This window comes from Sphingomonas abaci, assembly GCF_014199625.1.
Lineage (GTDB): Bacteria > Pseudomonadota > Alphaproteobacteria > Sphingomonadales > Sphingomonadaceae > Sphingomonas > Sphingomonas abaci.
The window spans coordinates 1-19,734 of sequence record NZ_JACHNY010000022.1 but is presented as its reverse complement, the minus strand read 5'-3'; the positions used below and the strand labels follow the sequence as shown (position 1 = coordinate 19,734).

The following is a 19,734-nucleotide window of genomic DNA, read 5'->3' as shown; positions in this document are numbered from 1 at the left end:
GCGTCGCCATGATGCCGCACCGGTGTCTGCCACAGTGCCGCACCTGTGGCTTGCGCATCACCTCGTCAGCAAGGTGGAGAAGACCGGACGCTTACTCGGCTTGCACACCCCCTCTCCGATCACGATCCTACTAGAGTTGTACCTCGCACAAGAGGAAGCGCTATCCCCTTGCGCCCGAGGGCTGGGCCGCGTTGACCTTGCTCACCCCGCCGTCACGAGACGGTGGATCGCGGTGCTGGAGAGTGAAGGACTTGTCGAGCAACAGCAGGGTCGTTTCTCGCTGAGCCCGGCGGGGCATGGCAGAGTGAGCGAAATGCTGGAGCTATTGTCCGACGTTCAGCGCTACCTGGACTGACGAAGCAACTTCATCTCGTCGAGCCGCGCGAGCGCGGTTGCCACATGGGCCGCGACCACCTGATCGCAGCGGTCTGCTTCCAGAAGCGCGGCTTCGAGTAGGTGCCGCAGGTGAGCCAGATCGGCGGCTGGTTGCTGGGTCATGATTATGCCGCCTCAAGGGGATGAAGATACGCAGGTGTAAAGTCGCACGCCTTGCGAAGTGCGTCTTGATCGGGAATGAACAAGGCACCGCGCTGAAACTCGATAAGCCCCTCGCGTCGCAGCTTCTGCAGCATACGGTTCGTGTGCACGTTTGTGATGCCTATGGCATCGGCGATATCCTGCTGCGTCAGGGGGATGTAACACCGCCTATTCTGCATCAGGCCTACACCGCACGCACGCACATGAAGCTCGCAGAGCAGGTGGCCCACTGCCTGGAACGCGTCATCGGAATTGAGCAACCAGGTCCGCAAGATCGACTCTTCCACCAGCTTTGCGCGCCACAAGGCGCGGTTGATCGCGGGGGACGCATGCGCCAGATCGGCGATGATCGTCCAATCGATCTTGCCGATCTTACAATTCGTCAAAGCCACAATACCATGGTCAAGGGACGCGCCGCTGAGAGCATGGATGCCGCAGAAATCGCCCGGAAGCATGATGCCGGTGATCCGCCGTGATCCGTTTGCGCGAATGCCATAGCGAGCCGCCCAGCCTTCCAGGATCACGTACATGGAAGGGGACGGCTCACCTGCTCGCAGGATGGCTTGCCGCTGTACTACCGAGCTGATGTCCAACGGTAGAGTGGCTAGCGAAGCTTCATCATCAAAGCTCAGATCCACAAGGCTTGAGAATCGACGAACCAGCGTGACGGGATAGGCCCTCATCGGGAGGAAACTATACAATCATGGTCGCGCTACAATACCAAAGATCACATGTATCAAACCCAAAATGGTGCGATCGCAGAAATGGTGCTAACCCATTGCTCAGAATGGATTTTTAGATCAGCATGCCCTGCACGACCATCTTTTTACACCATCCCCGCTCATCGCTATCACCCACCCTCTCTCCGCCGCACGATCACCATTGGCAAGGCGTCGTTGGATGGAGATGGAGGACATAAGCCGGTGACGGCTTACTTACCGTTTTTGGCGATGAAGCTCTGTGTCACCGGGGCAATCAGCGCCTCCACCGCCTTGGCTGCCTCCTGTTCCTCTGCGATCGTCTGATCGATCCAGCTGGCATGTCCGCCATGGCCAGCGGCATCGGCAATGACCTTGAGGGACTGATAGGCCGCAATCTGCTCGTGCTGAAAGGCATAGCCGGCATAGAGGTTCTTCAACGTGGCATCGGGCATGATGCCGTGAACTGCAGCTCCGACTGTCCCCGCAGCCGTGGTCACCGCCTCGCGCAGGGCACCGCTGCCCGCTTCGGCTTCCTCCATCTCGGCCTCGAGCCGAGCAAGCTGGCGCTTGGTCACCTCGATATGCTGCTCCAGAAGGCTGGCATATTGCGGATAGTCGTCCAGGCCCTTCACCTGCGCCTGCATCTGCACCAGGCCCTGATGCTCCATCGCATGGGTGTTGCGCAGCGCCTGCTGGTACATGCTTTTCACGTCAGTGCTCATTCACCATTCTCCCGCTCGATCAGGCACATCCCGTGCCTCGGACGCAGGAAGGCAGAGGCGATGGTGTCGGTTCCGTAGGTCGGCTGCCAAGCGTGGCTAAAATCGGGCGGCGATAACCCATGGCACCGCTTCGAGTGGAATATCCTTCTGGCCGAAGGCATACACCTTACCGCGGCGTAGCTGAACGCCTCGTCGCACACTCGATTCAGTCTGACTCATGCACCTTGCGGCGAACCACTTCACCGGCATGATTCCGCCATGGATCACACCGTCACTCATGCCTGTGGCCACATGCAGCTTCACCATGTGCTGGGCTTCACGCAGCAACAGCAGCGCAAAGTCGCCTTACTGGAAGCCGCTCCTTGCGATAGCTGTCGGCGCTCAACCAGGCAGGCGAGCGGCAGGGCGGTTTCGGCAGAGCAGGTGGCAGCCCTCGCTCACCTTGCGCTTGCATCCTTATGCGGCAGCCCACGTCAGGTCGCCTGGGCTGAGACCATCCGGGTCACTCGGCTCACCAGTCTCCTGGCTGATCGTGACCACGGAACGCCGGAGGCCTGCAGCGCATGCGCCACCATTGCAGAGGCCAAATGGTGGATTGACTACAGAAACCTGCCCTTGGCCGACCTTGCCGCTCGCGGGGTGGCAGCCGCTACGATCAGCAAACATGCGGTGGCCGCTGCAGCTTGAGGCAAGGTCAGGCACTTAGCTACTGTGCCATTATGAGCATCGCCTCCCCTGCCCCTGCCGCATGGCTCATGCTACAGGCATGACCATGCTGAAATCCCGAATGAAGCGGCTCGACCAGACCCGTGATCAAGCAGCGGCGCGTCTTGCCGATATCGAAAACTCTCTCCTCAGCCTGGATGATGAGGATCTGCTTGATATTGCAGATATATTTCGAAATCAGCCGATGTCACTGATCGGCCAAATCGTCTTGGCGGAGATGCAGAAGCGGAATATCAGCCTCTAGTGCGCGCTGTGCGGACGTGTCGACATGAGTATGACGTATGACTGATCAAACCAATATTGTTGAACTCGCTACTGAGCTGACCATCGCCTGGCTGAACAATCCCAGCACCCGCACCAGCTCTGAAGACGTACCCGCCTTCCTGCAGTCGATGCATAATGCCCTGGCAAACCTGTCTTCGCCGGAACCCAGCGCTCCCGAGGCGAGCAACGAGGGCGCAGTCCCCGCCGTCAGCGTGCGCAAGTCGCTGGCCTCGCGTGATCACATCATCTCGATGATCGACGGCAAGCCTTACAAGACGCTGCGTCGTCACATCGCCACCCACGGCCTGACCCCGCAGGAGTATCGCGAGCGCTACGGCCTGAAGGCCGACTACCCGATGGTCGCACCTGCCTATAGCGAGAGCCGCAGCGCCATGGCCAAGACGATCGGCCTTGGTCGCAAGCCGAAGGCCGCAGCGGACGACGCGGCTGAGTGAATAAAGGAAGGGCGGGTCAACTTCACCCGCCCTTGCTCAAGGCTCAACCGGGCGTATGAAGGCGTTTAACGTCGTACTATCGGCATCACGACTGGCATCGGTAAATATCTGATGTCACAGCATGTGAGCGCGGCGCCATGCCCGCTTTAAAGCCTGTCCTTGAGTATCGATGACCCGACTTTTCTGGACGCGTGACAAAGAGATTGAGCTGGCCCGGCGCTACGTCGAGGGCGACAGCATTGACGATATCTGCGAAGCATTTGGCGCAACGCACGGCATGGTCAAGGCGCGGCTCAATATGCTAGGCGTCCGCCGGCGGATCACCAAAAGTGCTGCCGATCGAAATGGCAACGCAGCCTTGCTTCTTGGGCAAGCACTACGCACGGCAATGCCGGTGAAGACAGACGGCTTCGCGGACGACCTGTTGAAGGTCCTAGATACCGGCAATAAGGCATAGGCATCCTGGCAATCTCGACCACCAATGAGGAATGTGACAGGAGGCGCTCCGAGCATTGGGGGAATGTTGGAGCGCCGAACCGGAGCGGCAGGCCGTTCGGTTCACAGCCTTTATAGGGCGAACGCCGTCCCCCTGCTGCCATCCCAGCATTTTCCCCGCGCCGTAGCAGGCTCTCTATGACGCTGTTTCAAGATGGCACATCGGTCGTCACACCCCCGGCTTGGTTCGACGCTTGATCATCCAGTCGAGTTGTAAGCTTGGCACGGGGCAGCGCCGTCACTCTTTTGACCTGAGCGATGCTGCAACCGGCGAGATCGGCCGTCCTCGCGATGCTCATGCCGGCTTCACGCAGACCGCCGCCCCAGATTGATGTCCGCGTCTGCTCGTATAGTTTTCCGCCTGAAAGCACGAACTCGTACCAAGCCATCGGTGCACACGTGCGATTGTGCATAGATGCACCTGCGTTACATTTCGTGGCGAGGTCGCCTCTGTCATGACCCATTCTTGGCCGTTTGTGCAGGGTTGAACGGAACGGGAAAGCGGGCGCTGGTTCAGGCAGAAGTGGAAGTTTTCAGGGCTTAGAGCGGTACTCCTGACCGCAGCAGCGACCGGAAGCAGCCGGACAGCCCACCACCAAGAAAATCCAGTAATTTGGAGATCTGCTACGTCGCTGGTGCGTCATTCGGCTTTGGTATGAACTTATAGACGGTGCCCCTCGATATGCCGAGTTGCCGCGCGATATGGGCAGGCTTAACCCCCTCGGCGATGAGCTTGCGAACCGCATCGGGATCGATGCGCGCCTTACCACCCTTGTAGACGCCACGAGCCTTGGCCGCTTGGATCCCTTCCGCCTGGCGCTCCCGGCGCAGGTTGGTCTCGAACTCGGCAAACACACCAAGCATATCGAGGAAGGCTTTCCCCGCAGCCGTGCCAGTGTCGATCGGCTGCTCGGTGGCCTTGAGCGTAACCCCCCTGCCCTTTAGCTCGTGGACAATGTCCTGGAGATCCTTCATCGATCGCGCGAGCCGGTCGATCCGGGTCACCACCAGTGTGTCACCCTCGCGCAGGAAGTCGAGCAGCGTTTGAAGCTCGGTTCGCCCGCCCCGCTCCGATCCAGACTTTTTCTCCGAGCGGATCGTCTGACACCCAGCGTTGCGCAGGGCCGCTTCCTGGATGCCAACATCCTGATCGATGGTCGATACGCGTGCGTAACCAAAAAGCGCCATGTCAGCCTCAACTGTTCACACAGCTTCTAGACCCTCACCGCGATGTGTTCAATATAGCTGCGAACTACCCTGATTGAACGGAGGAGCTGTTCAGGCCTGTATGCGCGTTCAGGGTATACCCAGAGTGGCAGTCTCGCGCGGACTAGCTATGCCGCTGGAATAGAAGATTGTCGCTAGGGCAAGAGGTATGTATGCTTTGTCAGAATCTGTACATGGCAGGAGTATGGTACCATGAACGCTCATAACGGACGTCTCGTTAGCGGAGGACGCCTACAGCTGCCATCCGACATTCGCCGGAAGCTTGGACTTGCCGACGGCGACCAAGTGATGATGCGCGTTGTCGACGGGGAACTACACGTTCGGCCGCGGCGAGATGTGCTTAAGCGGATACAGGCCATGCTACGTCCGTACGCCCCGGCTGACGGGTTGGTCGCGGACGAACTAATCGCTGATCGCCGTGCGGAAGCTGAACGTGACTGACAGGCCAGTCATTCTTGACGCTTCAGCGATCCTCGCTGCGTTCTTTGACGAGCCGGGTGCGGATCGCGTTGCGGAGCAGATGGGCGGCGCGTTAATGAGCGCTGTCAACTATGCGGAAGTCATCGCCAAGCTGGTCGACCGCGGCACCCCCCGCGAGCAGATCCTTGATATCATGGCACAGCTTGACGTTGAGGTGGTCCCGGCCGACCGTAACCAAGCCACTATCGCCGGCCTACTCCGCAGCGAAACTCGTTCAGCTGGACTATCGCTCGGTGATCGAAGCTGTCTTGCTTTAGCTATCAGCTGTGGCGGTATTGCTCTTACAATGGATCGCGCCTGGGCCGCACTTCAGCTAGATGTCGAAATACAAATAGGTCGGTGAGATGGGTCCCCAAAAACGCCTATTCAAACCTCCGATTACGCCCACGAAAGCGGACAAATTGCTCATAGTCTCCCTCTCCCCTACCGTCCCCTGTTTAAATCTAATCTGACTACGCCGTTGATCAATCTGGTGCTGGTACGTTCGGGATATACTCTCGGCGTTCTTACACTAGCCGGTCTGATTTGCGCCGAAAACAAACGTCTAGAATTTGGCTCAAATAGCCCGTCGGTCTGCCTGGAATCCTAGCCAAGGAGGACTATACGGCACCCTATTAAACTGCACCGCAGCAGCTACATGGGGGCGTCACATAAAGCGGACTCAGATATACGCTGACGCTTCGTCAGCGCGCTGTTGAGCGTCCCGATTGGGATGGTATTCCAGGAAAAGCTTACCTGTCCCAAAACCCATGGGCCTTGCATTTAGGATCGGCTTTCGAGTTATTCGCTACACGCGATCTTCGGAACTACGTCGGTCGTTTCACGGTTAAAACGAGCAGAAGCGGGATAGTCGGCATGATCGCGTGCCTGCTTCGCTTCGCGGTTCCGAAAAGGGTCGAAGCCGGCCGACATCGAAAGCACGCGCATGAATGCTGGCCTCCGCCGCCTCGCTGACTATCTGGGTTCCAGCTACTGGTTCGTGCCGACGCTGATGGCCTTCGCTGCCATCCTGCTGGCTGGCGGGATGGTGGCGCTGGACAGTTATATCGGTTCCTCATGGATGGACGGCTACGTCTGGCTGTACGCCTCGCGCCCGGATGGTGCCCGTCAGGTGCTGTCCTCGATCGGCGGTTCGATGATTACGGTCGCCGGCACGGTCTTTTCGGTGACGATTGCTGCCGTGGTGTACGCATCCGGTCAGTATGGGCCGCGCCTCCTCACCAATTTCATGCGCGATCGCGGCAATCAGGTGACGCTCGGAACCTTCATCGCGACATTCCTCTATTGCCTGCTCGTACTGCGCACGATCCATTCGCCGGAGGAATCCGACGGGGCCGGCTTCGTACCGAACCTGGCCTTGCTCGTGGGTGTGGTGCTCGCACTCTGCTCGATCGGCGTGCTGATCTATTTCATTCACCATGTGCCATCTAAGATCCACATCAACAGTGTGATCGAGGATGTCGGCGATCGGCTCCTGCGCGGGGTGGACGACCGTTTTCCGCGCTTCGTCGGCGAGGCACCGGACGATCAGCAGGCCGCGACGTACGAGATCCCCGCAACCTTCCGCGACGATGCGGACGTGGCGGCCGGACGCGAGCGGCGATCGGTCGAGGCTGAGGGTACCGGGTACATCCAGTTTCTGGACGACGAAGCCGTCATGCGCCTCGCCAGGAAGCATGATCTCGTGTTGCGCCTGCAATATCAGCCCGGTGACTTTGTTCATGTCGGGCGAGCACTGATGGAGGTTTCGCCGCCAGCGCAGTGTGACAATGACTGCACGGACGCTCTGCGCGGGGTATATACCATCGGCTCTCGACGATCTGCGCTTCAGGATCTGCGTTTCCTCATCGACGAGCTGGTCGAGATCGCCGCGCGCGCCTTGTCTCCAGGCGTGAATGACCCGTTTACGGCCGTGACCTGCCTCGACTGGCTGGGGGCAGCGCTGTCCGACCTCGCCGGTCGATCGCTGCCCTCGCATCTGCACGTCGATGACGAGGGCACCCTGCGCGTCATCGCCCATCCCGTGACATTCGCCTCATTCATGGATCGGTCGTTCGGCGCATTGGCGCAATATTGTGCGACCGACATGATCGCTGCGATGCGTTACCTGAACGCGTTGGGCGAGGTGTTGCTGGAGTGCGATCGGCCCGATCGTCGCGCCGTCATTCGGGACTATGCCGACAAGCTGGTAGAACTGGCCGCGGAGGGCCTGAACGGCTTCAATCTTGCCCGCGTCCGCGAGCGTGCCAACGAATTGCGCCGCGCGCTTGATGCGCCCGACTTCAAGCGCCGCCTGCGGGACGGCACTGCTTGGCTCGCCGGAACGGCTTGACCTCATGCTGACCCCCTTCGATGCCGCCGCGATCCTGATCGTGCTTGCTGCCACCCTCGGCTATCTGAACCATCGCATCCTGAAGCTACCGTCCTCGATCGGCCTGACGGTTATGGGCTTGGTCGCATCGCTGCTTGTCATCGGCCTCGATCATCTCCTGCCCGGCAGCGACGTCGGCGAACAGGTGGTCGGGTTCATCGCCGGCATCGACTTCCATACGACGCTGATGGACGGCATGCTGTCGTTCCTGCTGTTCGCGGGCGCTCTGCACGTCAAATGGGACGACATGCGCCGGGGACGCTGGCCGATCATCGGCCTGAGCACCGGGGGAGTCCTGCTGTCGACGGCGGTGATCGGCTTCGGCTTCCACTATGTCGCTGGTTGGCTGGGGCTGACCGTGCCGTTGATCTGGTGCCTGGTGTTCGGAGCGCTCATCAGCCCGACCGATCCGGTTGCGGTCATGGGCGTGCTTGGCCGCACCGATGTGTCGCCGACGTTGAAGGCGACCGTCGCCGGGGAAAGCCTGTTCAACGACGGCGTCGGTGTTGTCGTGTTCGCGATCTTGCTGGAAGCCGCGCTTGGTACCGAACCATTGTCGATCGGGCATGCGGGTGCCCTGTTCCTGCAAGAGGCGGGGGGCGGCGTGCTGCTCGGGCTCGCAGTCGGGTGGATCGGCTACCGCGCGATGCGATCGATCGACGAATACAATGTCGAGGTGATGATAAGCCTGGCGGTGGTGATGGGCGGCTACGCGCTGGCCTCGCAGCTCCACCTCAGCGGTCCGGTTGCCATGGCGGTTGCCGGTCTGCTGATCGGCAACAAGGGCGTGGCAGACGCCATGAGCGATGTCACCCGCGACTATCTCCTCAAATTCTGGTCGCTGATCGACGAAATCCTGAACGCGGTGCTGTTCCTCATCATCGGCCTCGAGGTGGTTGCGATCCCATGGGATCCCCGCCTCGTCACGCTTGGCGTGGCGGCCGTACCATTGGTTTTGTTGGCCCGGGTCATCGCCGTTGCCGCTCCGCTGACGTTGCTAAAACCCATTTTGTCGCTTGGCCGTCTGGCGCCCGTGACCCTCATCTGGGGCGGGCTGCGGGGTGGCATTTCGGTCGCCTTGGCGCTGGGACTCCCCGACGGGCCGGCACGGTCGATCGCGCTCGCTGCGACTTATGTCGTCGTGCTCTTCTCCGTCATCATCCAGGGCGGGACCATCGAGCGAATACTGCGCCGGATGGATACGGGCGACGACAAACCTAGCGGATCGGTGCCAACGTGTTGACGTTCGCGTCGGCGTCCGTCTCGCCTGAGGGCGGAGCCACGCCCCGGTCACGATAAGAGGGCAGGTCGGGGGCGCCAGCGGGAACCGGCCTTGCCTCCAGCCTTGCGATTTCACGCTTCATCTCGGCGATTTCGCGGACCTGTGCATCGATGATCCGGTCGGCGATCAGACGCACACGGGGATCGCGGATATGCGCCCGCTCGCTGGTCATGATGGCGATGGAATGATGCGGGATCATCGCCTTCATCCAGGCAACGTCGTCCACCGTCTCCTGAGAGCGGACCAGCCAGAGCGCTCCGCCAAAGACGAGTATCGCACCCACAATGATGCCGACGTTCGCGCGGGTATTCTTGTACATGCCCCACATGAAGCCGATCATGATCAGCGCCATGACCGCACCCTGACGAGCGCCATCCACATGCGGGTCTGGCTGAATTCGATGTGGCTGAGGGCGTAGGTGTTCAGGTACATCAACCCGAACATGACCACCGTCGAGGTGGCTATCATGCCTGCGAAACGTGCGTAGCCCATGGTCGATGACCTCCCGTTTCGCAGCCATTGTAGCGCCACGGTACCCCAAGGGCTCGTGGCGCTTCGATTGATCAGGCCTTCGCTGCCTGCGCTTCTGCCTTGGTGACCTTCAGATAGATGCGATTGTCCTCGACCCGGTCGACCATGTCGAACGGCAGCGTGTGATGCTGATGATCAGCCGAGTCCGTCTTCGTCAGCTTGATCGTCTCGCCCTCGACCTTGTCGACGGTGCCGACATGCTCGCCGTCCGAACCGGCGATTTCCATATGTTCCTTGATCCGCAGCTTCTCGAACATGCTACCTCCTAGTTGAAGCAGTCGGAACGTCACAGCAGCCGGACGGGTTCATCGCTTTTCACAAAACGTCGATGATAAACGGTCGAACAGGCAGAACACTGACGACCAAATTTGCCCTGTCGCGGGGGCAATCGGTTCGCACGCGCGTTATCGAACGCATAACCTGATAAAAGCAGGAGGGGGTTTGTTCGACGTCATTGCTACGGCGCTTGAGGCGCATCAGCCGGTAATCGGCCTGGTGTTCATCGTGGCGCTGTTTGCCGCTTTTGCCAGCGAACGCTTTCCGCCAGTCACGATCGCGATCGCAGGCGCCGGTGCCATGATCGTCTTCGGTTGGCTGACCCCTTCGCTGGTTACGGCCGCCTTTGCGAATTCGGCCCCGATCACCATCGCCGCCTTCTTCGTCCTATCTGGTGCTCTGGTTCGCACCGGTACGATCGAAGCGCTTGCTAGTATCGTCGTCCGCCGCGCGGCTGCGGCACCGCGGCGCACCGTGGCGGAAATGCTTGCCGGTGCCGCGACGGCGCCCGCCTTCATCAACAACACGCCGGTCGTCATCGTCCTCATCCCTCTGGTGCGGCGACTGGCGAAGACCGTGGGCATCCCGGCGACCCGGCTGCTGATCCCGCTGTCCTATCTCTCGATCCTGGGGGGCACGCTGACGCTGATCGGCACCTCGACCAACCTGCTGGTGGACGGTGTCGCCCGCGCGAACGGGCAAGCGGCATTCGGCATCTTCGAGATCACCGGCGTCGGCCTCGTTGCCATGGCGGCCGGCATTGCCACCATGCTGGTGCTGGGACCCAAGCTGCTGCCCTCACGGCCGGACAACGACATCGCTGATCGCCATCAGCTCCGCTACCTGACCGAGCTCACGCTATCAGACGATGAAGCGGCCAAGTACCCGACCGTTGCCGACCTGGCCTTCCGCAAGCGTGATGCCGTTCGCCTTGTTGCGATCAGGCGCGGCAGCGAGTTGCTGCGCGAGCCGGCCCCCGACCTACGGATCAATCGCGGCGACCGCCTGGTGGTGGCCAGTTCGGCTGACGAACTGGACGGACTTGCCCGAAGCCAGGGCGTGATCGTCGGCCTCCAGAATGTCGGTCGTCCCATTCGCCTTGCCGATGACGAGCGCGCCGATGATGTGCGGCTTATCGGTCTCACGATCGCACCGTCCCACCCCGCATTGGGGCGTGAGCTGCGCGACATCCCGTTCCTGTCAAACCTGCCTGCCCGCGTGCTCGGAATCGGTCGCGCGCGGCATCTGCCCGGCCCCGATCTCGGCAGCGTGCGTCTTCGTGCAGCCGACAGCCTGCTTGTCGCGGCCGATGCCAGCGCAATTGCAGCGCTGCACGAGAACACGAACCTCATTGCCGAGGACACCAGCCACGTTCGCCGCTTCCGCCGGCGTCGTGCCCCGATCGCGATCGGAACGCTCGCCGGTGTGATCGCGCTTGCGGCTCTGGGCGTGATGCCGGTCGTTCTCCTCGCTCTGATCGGGGTGGGCATCGTTCTCGTCACCGGCTGTATCGATCCTGAGGAGGCGTGGCGATCGGTCGACGGCAGTGTCCTCGTCCTCATCTTCGCAATGCTCGGCATCGGCAGCGGGCTGGAGGCGATCGGCACGGTGAAGCTTGTCGTCGACACCATCGCGCCGTGGATCGGCGGATTGTCGCCGCTGATGCTGATCCTCGTCCTCTACTTCCTGACGTCGCTGCTGACCGAGACGGTCACCAACAATGCCGTCGCCGTCATCATGACGCCGGTCGCGATCGGGATCGCCCAGGCGACCGGCAACGATCCCCGCGCCCTGATCGTCGCAGTCATGTTCGCAGCATCCGCCAGCTTCGCGACACCGATCGGCTATCAGACCAACACGATGGTCTATGCGGCAGCCGACTATCGCTTCTCCGACTTCGTGAAGATCGGGCTACCGATGAATGTCGTCGTCGGCGCGGCGACGTGCCTTGCTATCACATGGCTTTTCCCGTGAGAGCAGCCGTATCGCTTGCGGAACAACGGTTTTGACACCCCGTTCATCAACAATGCAGTCCGTCACGCCCCCGCCGGCGAAAAACCCGCTCGACCTCATCACGGCGAAGCTCCACGTCGCCTCGAACGACTTCTTCCTGCAACTGCCGAACATCATCGGCGGGATCGTCTTCGTCATCATCGCCTGGTTTGCAGGAAAACTCATTGCCAACGGGGTGCGGCGCGCCTTCCATCACAAGGGGCTAATCGACCTTGGCGGCGTCCTCGCCTCGCTGACCTTCGGTCTGGTCGTCGCAGCGGCTGTCCTGATCGCCTGCGTCATCGTGTTCCCAAGCGTGAAGCCTGCGACGATCATCTCCAGCCTCGGTATCGGTTCGGTCGCAATCGGCTTCGCGTTCAAGGACATCCTCCAGAATCTGCTGGCCGGCATCCTGCTACTCATCAACCGTCCCTATCGGCGCGGCGACCAGATCGTGGTCAAGGATTTCGAGGGCACCGTCGAGCACATCCAGAGCCGCGCGACCCTCATCAAGACCTATGACGGGCGCCGGGTCATCATCCCGAATTCTGACGTCTATACCTCGCCGGTGACGGTCAACACCGCATTCCCGGTGCGCCGTGACCAGTTCGACATCGGCATCGGCTATGGCGACAAGCCCGATCGCGCGATGAAGGTCTTTGCCGAAGCGATCGCCAAGGTGGAAGGCGTCAAGGCGGACCCGGCGCCGGAAGTGCTGCCATGGGGATTGGATGCCAGCTCCGTGACGCTGCGTGCGCGTTGGTGGTCGGAGTCCAAGCGCACCAACATCGTCCATCTGCGCGCACGGGTCATTCTTGCGATCTGGCAAGCCGCGGCAGACAACGGCATCGACCTGCCCTTCCCGACCCAGCAAATCCTCTTCCACGACCAGACCGAGGAAACCGATGGCGACCGGACGCGGCAGCGGGAGGGCTGGCCCGCCGGTGCCAATCCGCCCCGCGCGCGGCGTAGCGAGCGCAGGCACGACGATGATCGATCGGCAGATCAGGCATAGGTGAATGGCATGAGTGACGCAGCTGCCGGGCGGACCGACCTCAGCACCCGGTTGGCCCGCCTGGCGCTCTATCGATGGTGGCGGCGCGCGATCGTTGGCCGCGTCGATCATGAGGCCGTCGTCGCCCGTATCGTCGAGGAAAGTGGCTGGAGCCCGCGCTTTGCGTTCATGACGATGATGTCGGCCGGTATCGCTGTCCTCGGCCTCCTGCTGTCCTCACCGGCTGTGGTTATCGGTGCGATGCTTATCTCGCCGCTGATGAACCCGATCCTCGGCTTCGGCTTCAGCCTGGCGCTGTTCGATTTCCGCGAATTGCGCCGGTCTCTGAAGGCATTGGCGATCGGGGCTGTCGCGGCTGTCGCCTTCACTGCGCTGATCGTGCTTGTCTCGCCCTTACAGGCACCGACCGCAGAGATCGTCGCACGGACGCGGCCCAATCTGTTCGACCTGGCAGTCGCGCTGTTCGCAGCGCTCGCCGGCACCTTCGCCATCATCCGCGGGCGCGGCGATACGATCGTCGGCGTTGCGATCGCGACCGCACTGATGCCGCCACTCGCCGTCGTCGGCTACGGCATTGCAACCCGCAACGTGCCGGTCGGAGCAGGCGCCTTTGCCCTGTTTGTGACCAACTTCATCACCATCGCGCTGTCGGCGACGCTGATGGCTCGCTTCTATGGTTTTGGGCACCATCTCTCCCGGCGGCAAAGTTGGACCCAGACGCTGCTGCTGACGCTGGTGTTCGTCGTCATGGCAATTCCGCTTGGCATCTCGCTCAATCGTATAGGTAGCGAAGCGGTAGCCGTGTCGCAGGCGCGGACACTGCTGACCGACAGATTCGGGGAAGAAGCCCGGGTCACGCAGCTCGATCTGGATTTTGCCGCCGACCCGCTGATCGTTCGTGCCGTCGTGATCGCGCCGCGCGGTGCGATGCAGAAGACCCCCGCACTGCAATCGGCGCTGTCGCAACGCCTCGGCCGCCAGGTCCGTCTCGACCTCGACCAGATTTTACTGGAGCCAGGAGCGGGAGCGTTGGAGGCACAGCGGGAAGAACTGCGACAGGCCAGCGATTTCGCCAAGCTGGAGGCGCAGCATGGTGCCGACCTTGCCCGTCTGGTCGCCCTCATCACCGGCGTTCCCGCCGACGACGTTACGATCGACCGGGATCATCACCGCGTGATCGCCTCGGCCTCGCCATTGCCGGGCGCGGCCCTCGAAACCTATCGGATGCTGGAGACCCGCGCAGGAGCACAGGCGGAAGGCTGGAGCGTGTCTGTCGTGCCGCCGCAATCGTCCCTGCCGGTCATTGTCTTCGCGGATAACGTCGATACGCTGAATCCGGCGGCGTATGCTGCTGTCGCTACGTCGATCTGGGCGGCCAAGCGCTGGAACATGACGGCCTTGGGTGTCCCCGGCCTGCCTGCCGGTGCAATGCCGAAACGACGGAACCTCTCACAGCGGCGCGCGATCGCGATCGCGTCGCTGCTCCGTACAGCTGGGATCACCCCGGTACCGCTGCCGGCAGCTGGACAGCGGTTTGCTTTGACGCCCGGTTTGGGGAGCACGCCATGACCCATTCGCCTGAGGACATCACATGATCGTCGCCATCGCACTGGGCGTCGCCCTTGTCGTCACGCTTGCGCTTACCTTCAGCCCGTTCGCACGTAGCGATGGCTGGCGTGCCACGGTGACGCCGCTTGCCTCAATTATCGGATCGGGTTTCCTGATCTGCGGCCCGCTGCTGGCCCGCGAGTTCGGCAGCGCCGCCATCCTGGCGATGGGCCTGCTGCTGGCGATCGCCTACGCAGCGGGTTGGGTGATCCGGTTCAATATCACCCATGTCGAGAACCATCTGGCCGATGCGACCTTCAACGATCCGATCGCCTGGGTAGCGCGTATCACCCAAGGCGTCCTGGCACTCGCCTACGCCGTCTCGGTCGCCTATTATCTGAAGCTCCTGGCCGAGTTTACGCTCAAGCCGATCGCCATCGACCCGGCGTGGCAGCCGATTGCCGCCAACCTCATCGTGACCGTCATCATCGCACTCATGACGCTGCTGGCACTGGGTGGGAGCTTGCGGAAAGTCGAGCATCTCGCGCATGGGACGGTATCGATCAAGATCGGCATCATCGCCGGTATGCTGGTCGCGCTCGGCATCGCTTGGGCGATGGGCGGCATGGCCGATCCGCTGCCGCCGGCACGCATCTCCTGGGCCAGCATCCCGATGCTGCTCGGCCTCATCATCACCGTGCAGGGGTTCGAGACGTCCCGCTATCTCGGCCATGACTATTCCGCCACGCTGCGGATCAAAACGATGCGTCACGCGCAGTGGATCGCATCCGTCATCTATCTCGCTTTCATCGCGCTGCTGACGCCGTTCCTGGCGCGTGCCGCGGCGACCGAAGGGGTAGCCGGCATCCTCGACATCATGGAGTTCATCGCCCCGGCGCTCGGGATCTTCGTCCTGGCCGGGGCGGTCTCCAGCCAGCTCAGCGCGGCCGTTGCGGACTCGATCGGCTCTGGCGGTCTGGTCAACGAGGTGTCGCGGCGCAGGATCAGCGTGCCGCTCGCCTTCACCCTGGCCGGTGCGTTGGCGGTGCTGGTGGTCTGGCTGACCGATCCGTTCCAGGTCGTGGCGCTTTCCTCGCGGGCCTTTGCCCTCTTCTACGCGATGCAGTGTGTGCTGGCGCTGCTGGTCTCGGTTCGAAGCGGCACCGGATCGATGCTGTATCGCGTCGGCTTCGTCGCTATCGGCGTCATCTGCCTGGTCGCGGTCTTCGTTGGTGCGCCGGCGGAAGGGTAAGGCCGTCACTGCGGCCATAACATCGTCGCTGAGGCAGCTTGCCTCACCCCGGCATCTGCAAACCTGGTTGGGTTCCGGCGGCAGGTGGGTCGCGCTGTCGGTCCGGGCGGTTCGCAGCGGCCTGCGGGATGATTTCGGAATTGCCGCCAGTTCGATCGCCTTTGCCGCCTTTCTGGCGATTATCCCGCTCATCGGGCTCATCGCGGGAGCTTACGGCCTATTCGTCCCCGGCGAGACAGTGGCCCGCAACCTTGCAAGGCTGACGGCGATCCTGCCGCGCGACGCGCAGGGCATTGTGGTGGGCGGCTTACGCGACACTCTGGGATCCGGTCACCCCGCCGGCGTGACGATCATCGTCTCGCTGGGTATAGCGCTGTTCAGCGCCAGGCGGGCGGGACGCTCACTGCTCCACGGCATCAACCTTGCCTTTCGCATCGAGCGTGAGCGCCAGGGCATCCGCCGCCAGATCACGGCAATGCTATTGGTGCTGGGCTGTGCGGGCCTGGTGCTGACGGCCCTGATCTCGCTGTCCGTACTCGCCTTCCTGCAAAGCTATGTTCCCGATGGGCTGCCCGGTGCGCGGCTCGCCTCGACGATCATCCTGTTTGGATCGCTGACGCTGGGGGCCGGTATCGGCCTGATGCTGGTCTATCGCTATGCACCGGCGAGCGAGACGGCCATTCCCTGGCGATCGGTCTTGCCCGGAACGATCGCGGGTGTCGCGATGTGGTTGGCGGCAACCCTCCTGTTCCGTCTCTACGTCACACACCTCGCACGGCTCGGAGACACCTACGGATCGTTATCCGCAGCGGTCATCCTGATGTTGTGGCTGATGGTGTCCGCCTGGGCGTTGTTGCTCGGGGCACGCCTCAATGCCGAAGCGATGGATCAGGCGGGCATCACGATCGAGGAACGCGACGCATGACCGACAGTCAGACCGAACATCGGTATCGTAATCGCCTCCTGACGCTCATTGCGGCCATCCTGCTGATCGGGGCGCTGAAGGCGGCCTTCGCTGTCGTGATGCCGATCGCCTTTGCCGCGATCATCGTCGCGGCATTGTGGCCGCTCAAGCGGAGGCTGGCGCAGCACATGCCGTCGTGGCTGGCCTATACGCTGACCCTGCTATCGCTGGTCGCGATCCTCGGCGCCTTTGCCGCAGCGGTCTATCTGTCGATCGGCCAGGTCATCGCAGCGCTCACCGCGAATTGGGCGAGCCTCGAGAAGGGATACGGGCAACTCGCCGGATGGGCTGCTGAGCATGGTGTACCGATCGCCGGGACGATCAACCGCCAGCGGATTATGGCGCTGCTCCAGATGCTGGCGGGCGGCGTCTATGGGTTCGTCACCTATGTCGGGTTCATCGGCATCATCGTGATGCTCGGTCTGCCCGAAGTGCCACGGCTGAAGCGCCGGCTGTATGAAATGATGGAAAGCGGCGACCGCGGCGAGCTGCTGACCGTCGGCGAGGATATTTCCGCGCAGGTGCGCCGCTATCTCGGTACGACGCTCGCCACCAGCATCCTCACCGGCGTCGCCTCGGCGCTCTGGTCGTGGATGACCGGGCTGGAGCTGGCGCTGGTCTGGGGCATCCTGAACTTCCTGCTCAATTTCGTGCCTGTGATCGGCAACATCGTTGGGATCGTGCCGCCCGTGCTCTTTGCCTTCGTTCAGTTCGGCGGGTGGCAGATGCCAGCCCTCGTCTTTGTCGGTTTCGTCATCCTGCAACTGACCATCAGCAACGTCGTCTACCCGCTGTTGCAGGGCAAGCAGCTGTCCTTGTCGCCGCTCGCGATCATCGTCGCCATGACCTTCTGGAGCTGGGTTTGGGGCATTGCGGGCGCGCTGATCGCGGTGCCGCTGACCGCCGCGATCGTCATCATCTGCGGGCAGTTTGATCGCAGCCGCTGGATCTGCAAGCTTCTGTCGGCGTGACCGGCATTTGCAGGTCATAACGGGCAGCCACCCCCTCGGCCTCGATGGGTGAAATGGGGCTAGCATTTCGGGGACAAGTGAGGCGCGGAAGGCGCCTCGTTCGTTGGTCTTGCATGAAGAAACTGACGTCTTGCGTACTGCTTACCTCGATTGCCCTTACCGCTCCCGCCCTCCCGACGATGGCGCAAACCTTGCCAGGCGGAACGACAACCCGTCCTGTACCGCCGCCACAGTGGGAGAGCCTCTGGAACGGAGCGAACCGTGCGGCCCTTAAACAGGCGCTCGGTAATCGTGCTCGCCACGGTCTCGATCATGTGACGTTCCTGGCGGGTGATGTCGACAACCAGCCCGAAGTCGAGGCGGCCAAGGCCTATACCGAAGCTGCAATGGCCTACGCACGCGCCTTGGCGCATGGCATGGTCGATCCGCGGTCGCTCCATGACGTCTACACGATTGCGCGACCTGCTACAGACCAGACCGGGGCATTGGCCGATGCCCTCCGCCAGAACCGGCTCGGACAATGGCTGAACGGGTTGGCTCCCGTCGATCCGGAATACAGGTTGCTATCGCAAGCCTATCTAGAAGCGAGCCGTAATGACGATGCTCAAAGGCCCGTTATCGCTCTGACGGACAGCATCCATGTCGGCGACGTCGATCTGCGTGTTCCGGAGATTGTCGACCAGCTGGTGAGCGATGGTTATTTGACCACACGACCGTCCACGTCGCCCGTCGACCTGTACTCGCAAGACATCGCGGATGCCGTGAAGGCGCTACAACGCGATTACGGTATTCGCGAGGATGGGATTATCGGACCGAACACGCTGAGGGTGCTGACGCTCGGCCCCGGTGACCGCGCCCGGACCCTTGCCGTCGCGCTGGAGCGGCGACGTTGGCTATCACGCACACCGCCTGCCACACGCATCGACGTCAACACCGCGGCTGCCGAGCTTCGCTACTACCGCGATGGGCAATTGGTCGATCGCCGCAAGGTCATCGTCGGGGAGCCCAATCGCGAAACCCCGCCGCTCGGCTCACCGATCTATCGCCTGGTCGCCAACCCGACTTGGACCGTGCCCAAGTCGATCCCGGTGTCGCGCGCGACGGTGCGCGCCAAGAACATGCGCCGCGTTAACGGCTATTGGGTGCAGCCTTCGGGGCCGGACAATGCGCTGGGCCTCGTCAAGTTTGACATGCGGAATGATCAGGCGATCTACCTGCATGACACGGCAGCCCCCGAGTTGTTCGAGCGCAGCCAGCGCCACCTGAGCCACGGTTGCGTCCGGGTGTCGGATGCTCTGGGCTTTGCCGCAATGCTGGCCGATCAGGAAGGCGTTGGCGACGCTTGGGCCAAGGCGCACGCGTCGGGAAACTACGAGATTGTCGATCTGCCCCGAGAAATCCCGGTGCGGCTCCTCTACCATAACGCCTTTGTCGCAGACGACGGCAAGGTTGGCTTCCGCACCGATCCCTATGGCTGGAACGACGCAGTCGCCGTCCAGCTTGGCTTTGCCGACGCAAAGACCCGCCACGCGCAAGCAGAAGCGATCGACATTGGACCGTGAGCAGACGTGAGGTGAGCCTGCACCCTTGCATCATGAATATGAATCACGGCTATTCCCAAGATGAACGACAATCACGACGGCGCGGACGTTCTCGGAATGGCTTGCGTTTGGGACTGACAGCCGACCTGCGTTGGACATCAGAGATTGTCAGTCGCAACGTTTGCCCCGCCAGCGGGAATCTCTCGTTGACGCTGATCCGAACCGGCCATATTTCCGACCCTGTAGTGATTTGCTACGAAACGGGGGAGGATGGCGCCAAGGGGCCTGTCCGCTGTTGATTTTCACTGAGAGTTGACCCGGCGTTTTCATCGAGAAGTGACCCGGGTCGTGGGGGTAATGTCAGGCCCGCGGGTTTGCGGGTCA

22 protein-coding genes and 1 pseudogene are annotated in these 19,734 nt (G+C 62.0%); 16 read left to right on the top strand and 7 right to left on the bottom strand.

Annotated elements, in window-relative coordinates; translation table 11 throughout:
• The coding region (locus GGQ96_RS21245) for a hypothetical protein (protein ID WP_221240088.1) at nt 1-355 on the top strand (355 nt) is incomplete at its 5' end.
• On the opposite strand, the gene GGQ96_RS20515 is transcribed toward GGQ96_RS21245, so the two are convergent.
• From GGQ96_RS20515 to GGQ96_RS20505, 3 genes are all read right to left on the bottom strand, one after another.
• The gene (locus tag GGQ96_RS20515) at nt 343-498 is read right to left on the bottom strand and encodes a hypothetical protein (RefSeq protein ID WP_184117118.1); all 156 of its coding nucleotides are present in this window, start codon (nt 496-498) and stop codon (nt 343-345) included. The genes GGQ96_RS21245 and GGQ96_RS20515 overlap by 13 nt on opposite strands.
• A gap of 2 nt (nt 499-500) precedes the next feature.
• Nucleotides 501-1,220: a Crp/Fnr family transcriptional regulator gene (locus tag GGQ96_RS20510; RefSeq protein ID WP_184117117.1), complete on the bottom strand. Its 720-nt coding sequence runs from the start codon at nt 1,218-1,220 to the stop codon at nt 501-503.
• A gap of 248 nt (nt 1,221-1,468) precedes the next feature.
• Nucleotides 1,469-1,960 (bottom strand): DUF892 family protein, encoded by a 492-nt coding sequence (locus GGQ96_RS20505; RefSeq protein ID WP_184117116.1) that lies wholly within the window; start codon nt 1,958-1,960, stop codon nt 1,469-1,471.
• A gap of 258 nt (nt 1,961-2,218) precedes the next feature.
• Between GGQ96_RS20505 and GGQ96_RS20500 the strand changes: the two genes are divergently transcribed.
• From GGQ96_RS20500 to GGQ96_RS20485, 4 genes are all read left to right on the top strand, one after another.
• The gene (locus tag GGQ96_RS20500; RefSeq protein ID WP_184117115.1) at nt 2,219-2,647 is read left to right on the top strand and encodes a hypothetical protein; all 429 of its coding nucleotides are present in this window, start codon (nt 2,219-2,221) and stop codon (nt 2,645-2,647) included.
• A gap of 79 nt (nt 2,648-2,726) precedes the next feature.
• Nucleotides 2,727-2,930: a hypothetical protein gene (locus GGQ96_RS20495; RefSeq protein ID WP_246360753.1), complete on the top strand. Its 204-nt coding sequence runs from the start codon at nt 2,727-2,729 to the stop codon at nt 2,928-2,930.
• Between the two features lie 37 nt (nt 2,931-2,967).
• Entirely contained in the window at nt 2,968-3,405 is a 438-nt protein-coding gene (locus tag GGQ96_RS20490; RefSeq protein WP_184117114.1) for a Ros/MucR family transcriptional regulator, read from the top strand.
• A gap of 169 nt (nt 3,406-3,574) precedes the next feature.
• The gene (locus tag GGQ96_RS20485; RefSeq protein ID WP_184117113.1) at nt 3,575-3,862 is read left to right on the top strand and encodes a hypothetical protein; all 288 of its coding nucleotides are present in this window, start codon (nt 3,575-3,577) and stop codon (nt 3,860-3,862) included.
• 187 nt (nt 3,863-4,049) lie between these two features.
• Here GGQ96_RS20485 and GGQ96_RS21620 read toward each other — a convergent pair whose 3' ends face one another.
• Nucleotides 4,050-4,313, bottom strand: coding sequence for a hypothetical protein (locus GGQ96_RS21620; RefSeq protein WP_184117122.1), 264 nt, complete (start codon nt 4,311-4,313; stop codon nt 4,050-4,052).
• 211 nt (nt 4,314-4,524) lie between these two features.
• Nucleotides 4,525-5,088, bottom strand: coding sequence for a recombinase family protein (locus GGQ96_RS20475; RefSeq protein WP_184117112.1), 564 nt, complete (start codon nt 5,086-5,088; stop codon nt 4,525-4,527).
• A 231-nt stretch (nt 5,089-5,319) separates the two neighbouring features.
• Here GGQ96_RS20475 and GGQ96_RS20470 point away from each other — a divergent pair, with 231 nt between their 5' ends.
• The 4 genes from GGQ96_RS20470 to GGQ96_RS20455 all read left to right on the top strand — a co-directional run bounded on the left by GGQ96_RS20470 (nt 5,320) and on the right by GGQ96_RS20455 (nt 9,221).
• Nucleotides 5,320-5,568 carry an AbrB/MazE/SpoVT family DNA-binding domain-containing protein gene (locus tag GGQ96_RS20470; RefSeq protein WP_184117111.1) on the top strand — a complete coding sequence of 83 codons (249 nt, stop codon included), beginning with the start codon at nt 5,320-5,322 and terminating at the stop codon, nt 5,566-5,568.
• Nucleotides 5,546-5,950, top strand: coding sequence for a type II toxin-antitoxin system VapC family toxin (locus GGQ96_RS20465; RefSeq protein WP_343059158.1), 405 nt, complete (start codon nt 5,546-5,548; stop codon nt 5,948-5,950). The genes GGQ96_RS20470 and GGQ96_RS20465 overlap by 23 nt, the downstream gene beginning before the upstream one ends.
• A 582-nt stretch (nt 5,951-6,532) precedes the next feature.
• Nucleotides 6,533-7,939, top strand: coding sequence for a DUF2254 domain-containing protein (locus GGQ96_RS20460; protein ID WP_184117110.1), 1,407 nt, complete (start codon nt 6,533-6,535; stop codon nt 7,937-7,939).
• Nucleotides 7,940-7,943: 4 nt separating this feature from the next.
• Nucleotides 7,944-9,221, top strand: coding sequence for a cation:proton antiporter (locus GGQ96_RS20455; RefSeq protein WP_184117109.1), 1,278 nt, complete (start codon nt 7,944-7,946; stop codon nt 9,219-9,221).
• On the opposite strand, the pseudogene GGQ96_RS20450 reads toward GGQ96_RS20455, so the two are convergent.
• Both GGQ96_RS20450 and GGQ96_RS20445 read right to left on the bottom strand, forming a co-directional pair.
• A pseudogene (locus tag GGQ96_RS20450) lies at nt 9,196-9,752 on the bottom strand (DUF305 domain-containing protein). The gene GGQ96_RS20455 and the pseudogene GGQ96_RS20450 overlap by 26 nt on opposite strands.
• A 71-nt stretch (nt 9,753-9,823) precedes the next feature.
• On the bottom strand, nt 9,824-10,048 hold the full coding sequence (locus GGQ96_RS20445; RefSeq protein ID WP_116462797.1) for a DUF2171 domain-containing protein: 225 nt from the start codon (nt 10,046-10,048) through the stop codon (nt 9,824-9,826).
• A gap of 184 nt (nt 10,049-10,232) precedes the next feature.
• On the opposite strand from GGQ96_RS20445, the gene GGQ96_RS20440 reads away from it, so the two are divergent.
• From GGQ96_RS20440 to GGQ96_RS20410, 7 genes are all read left to right on the top strand, one after another.
• The gene (locus tag GGQ96_RS20440) at nt 10,233-12,041 is read left to right on the top strand and encodes an SLC13 family permease (RefSeq protein WP_184117108.1); all 1,809 of its coding nucleotides are present in this window, start codon (nt 10,233-10,235) and stop codon (nt 12,039-12,041) included.
• A gap of 52 nt (nt 12,042-12,093) precedes the next feature.
• A complete protein-coding gene (locus GGQ96_RS20435; protein WP_184117107.1) occupies nt 12,094-13,074 on the top strand; it encodes a mechanosensitive ion channel family protein in 981 nt (326 codons plus the stop codon).
• 9 nt (nt 13,075-13,083) lie between these two features.
• Nucleotides 13,084-14,643, top strand: coding sequence for a DUF389 domain-containing protein (locus tag GGQ96_RS20430; protein WP_184117106.1), 1,560 nt, complete (start codon nt 13,084-13,086; stop codon nt 14,641-14,643).
• A 22-nt stretch (nt 14,644-14,665) separates the two neighbouring features.
• Nucleotides 14,666-15,874, top strand: coding sequence for a hypothetical protein (locus GGQ96_RS20425; RefSeq protein WP_184117105.1), 1,209 nt, complete (start codon nt 14,666-14,668; stop codon nt 15,872-15,874).
• Nucleotides 15,875-15,941: 67 nt separating this feature from the next.
• Nucleotides 15,942-16,799, top strand: a complete 858-nt coding sequence (locus tag GGQ96_RS20420) for a YihY/virulence factor BrkB family protein (RefSeq protein ID WP_184117104.1) — start codon at nt 15,942-15,944, stop codon at nt 16,797-16,799.
• Entirely contained in the window at nt 16,796-17,809 is a 1,014-nt protein-coding gene (locus GGQ96_RS20415; RefSeq protein ID WP_184117103.1) for an AI-2E family transporter, read from the top strand. The genes GGQ96_RS20420 and GGQ96_RS20415 overlap by 4 nt, the downstream gene beginning before the upstream one ends.
• Nucleotides 17,810-17,922: 113 nt before the next feature.
• Nucleotides 17,923-19,371, top strand: coding sequence for a L,D-transpeptidase family protein (locus GGQ96_RS20410; RefSeq protein ID WP_246360752.1), 1,449 nt, complete (start codon nt 17,923-17,925; stop codon nt 19,369-19,371).
• Nucleotides 19,372-19,734: the final 363 nt, after the last annotated feature.

Coding starts and splice junctions, on each gene's coding strand:
- GGQ96_RS20495 (WP_246360753.1), top strand. CDS start 2,727: ATGACCATGCTGAAATCCCGAATGAAGCGGCTCGACCAGACCCGTGAT.
- GGQ96_RS20500 (WP_184117115.1), top strand. CDS start 2,219: ATGGATCACACCGTCACTCATGCCTGTGGCCACATGCAGCTTCACCAT.
- GGQ96_RS20490 (WP_184117114.1), top strand. CDS start 2,968: ATGACTGATCAAACCAATATTGTTGAACTCGCTACTGAGCTGACCATC.
- GGQ96_RS20505 (WP_184117116.1), bottom strand. CDS start 1,960: ATGAGCACTGACGTGAAAAGCATGTACCAGCAGGCGCTGCGCAACACC.
- GGQ96_RS20410 (WP_246360752.1), top strand. CDS start 17,923: ATGAAGAAACTGACGTCTTGCGTACTGCTTACCTCGATTGCCCTTACC.
- GGQ96_RS20515 (WP_184117118.1), bottom strand. CDS start 498: ATGACCCAGCAACCAGCCGCCGATCTGGCTCACCTGCGGCACCTACTC.
- GGQ96_RS20425 (WP_184117105.1), top strand. CDS start 14,666: ATGATCGTCGCCATCGCACTGGGCGTCGCCCTTGTCGTCACGCTTGCG.
- GGQ96_RS20485 (WP_184117113.1), top strand. CDS start 3,575: ATGACCCGACTTTTCTGGACGCGTGACAAAGAGATTGAGCTGGCCCGG.
- GGQ96_RS20445 (WP_116462797.1), bottom strand. CDS start 10,048: ATGTTCGAGAAGCTGCGGATCAAGGAACATATGGAAATCGCCGGTTCG.
- GGQ96_RS20475 (WP_184117112.1), bottom strand. CDS start 5,088: ATGGCGCTTTTTGGTTACGCACGCGTATCGACCATCGATCAGGATGTT.
- GGQ96_RS20430 (WP_184117106.1), top strand. CDS start 13,084: ATGAGTGACGCAGCTGCCGGGCGGACCGACCTCAGCACCCGGTTGGCC.
- GGQ96_RS21620 (WP_184117122.1), bottom strand. CDS start 4,313: ATGCACAATCGCACGTGTGCACCGATGGCTTGGTACGAGTTCGTGCTT.
- GGQ96_RS20460 (WP_184117110.1), top strand. CDS start 6,533: ATGAATGCTGGCCTCCGCCGCCTCGCTGACTATCTGGGTTCCAGCTAC.
- GGQ96_RS20455 (WP_184117109.1), top strand. CDS start 7,944: ATGCTGACCCCCTTCGATGCCGCCGCGATCCTGATCGTGCTTGCTGCC.
- GGQ96_RS20435 (WP_184117107.1), top strand. CDS start 12,094: ATGCAGTCCGTCACGCCCCCGCCGGCGAAAAACCCGCTCGACCTCATC.
- GGQ96_RS20510 (WP_184117117.1), bottom strand. CDS start 1,220: ATGAGGGCCTATCCCGTCACGCTGGTTCGTCGATTCTCAAGCCTTGTG.
- GGQ96_RS20415 (WP_184117103.1), top strand. CDS start 16,796: ATGACCGACAGTCAGACCGAACATCGGTATCGTAATCGCCTCCTGACG.
- GGQ96_RS20470 (WP_184117111.1), top strand. CDS start 5,320: ATGAACGCTCATAACGGACGTCTCGTTAGCGGAGGACGCCTACAGCTG.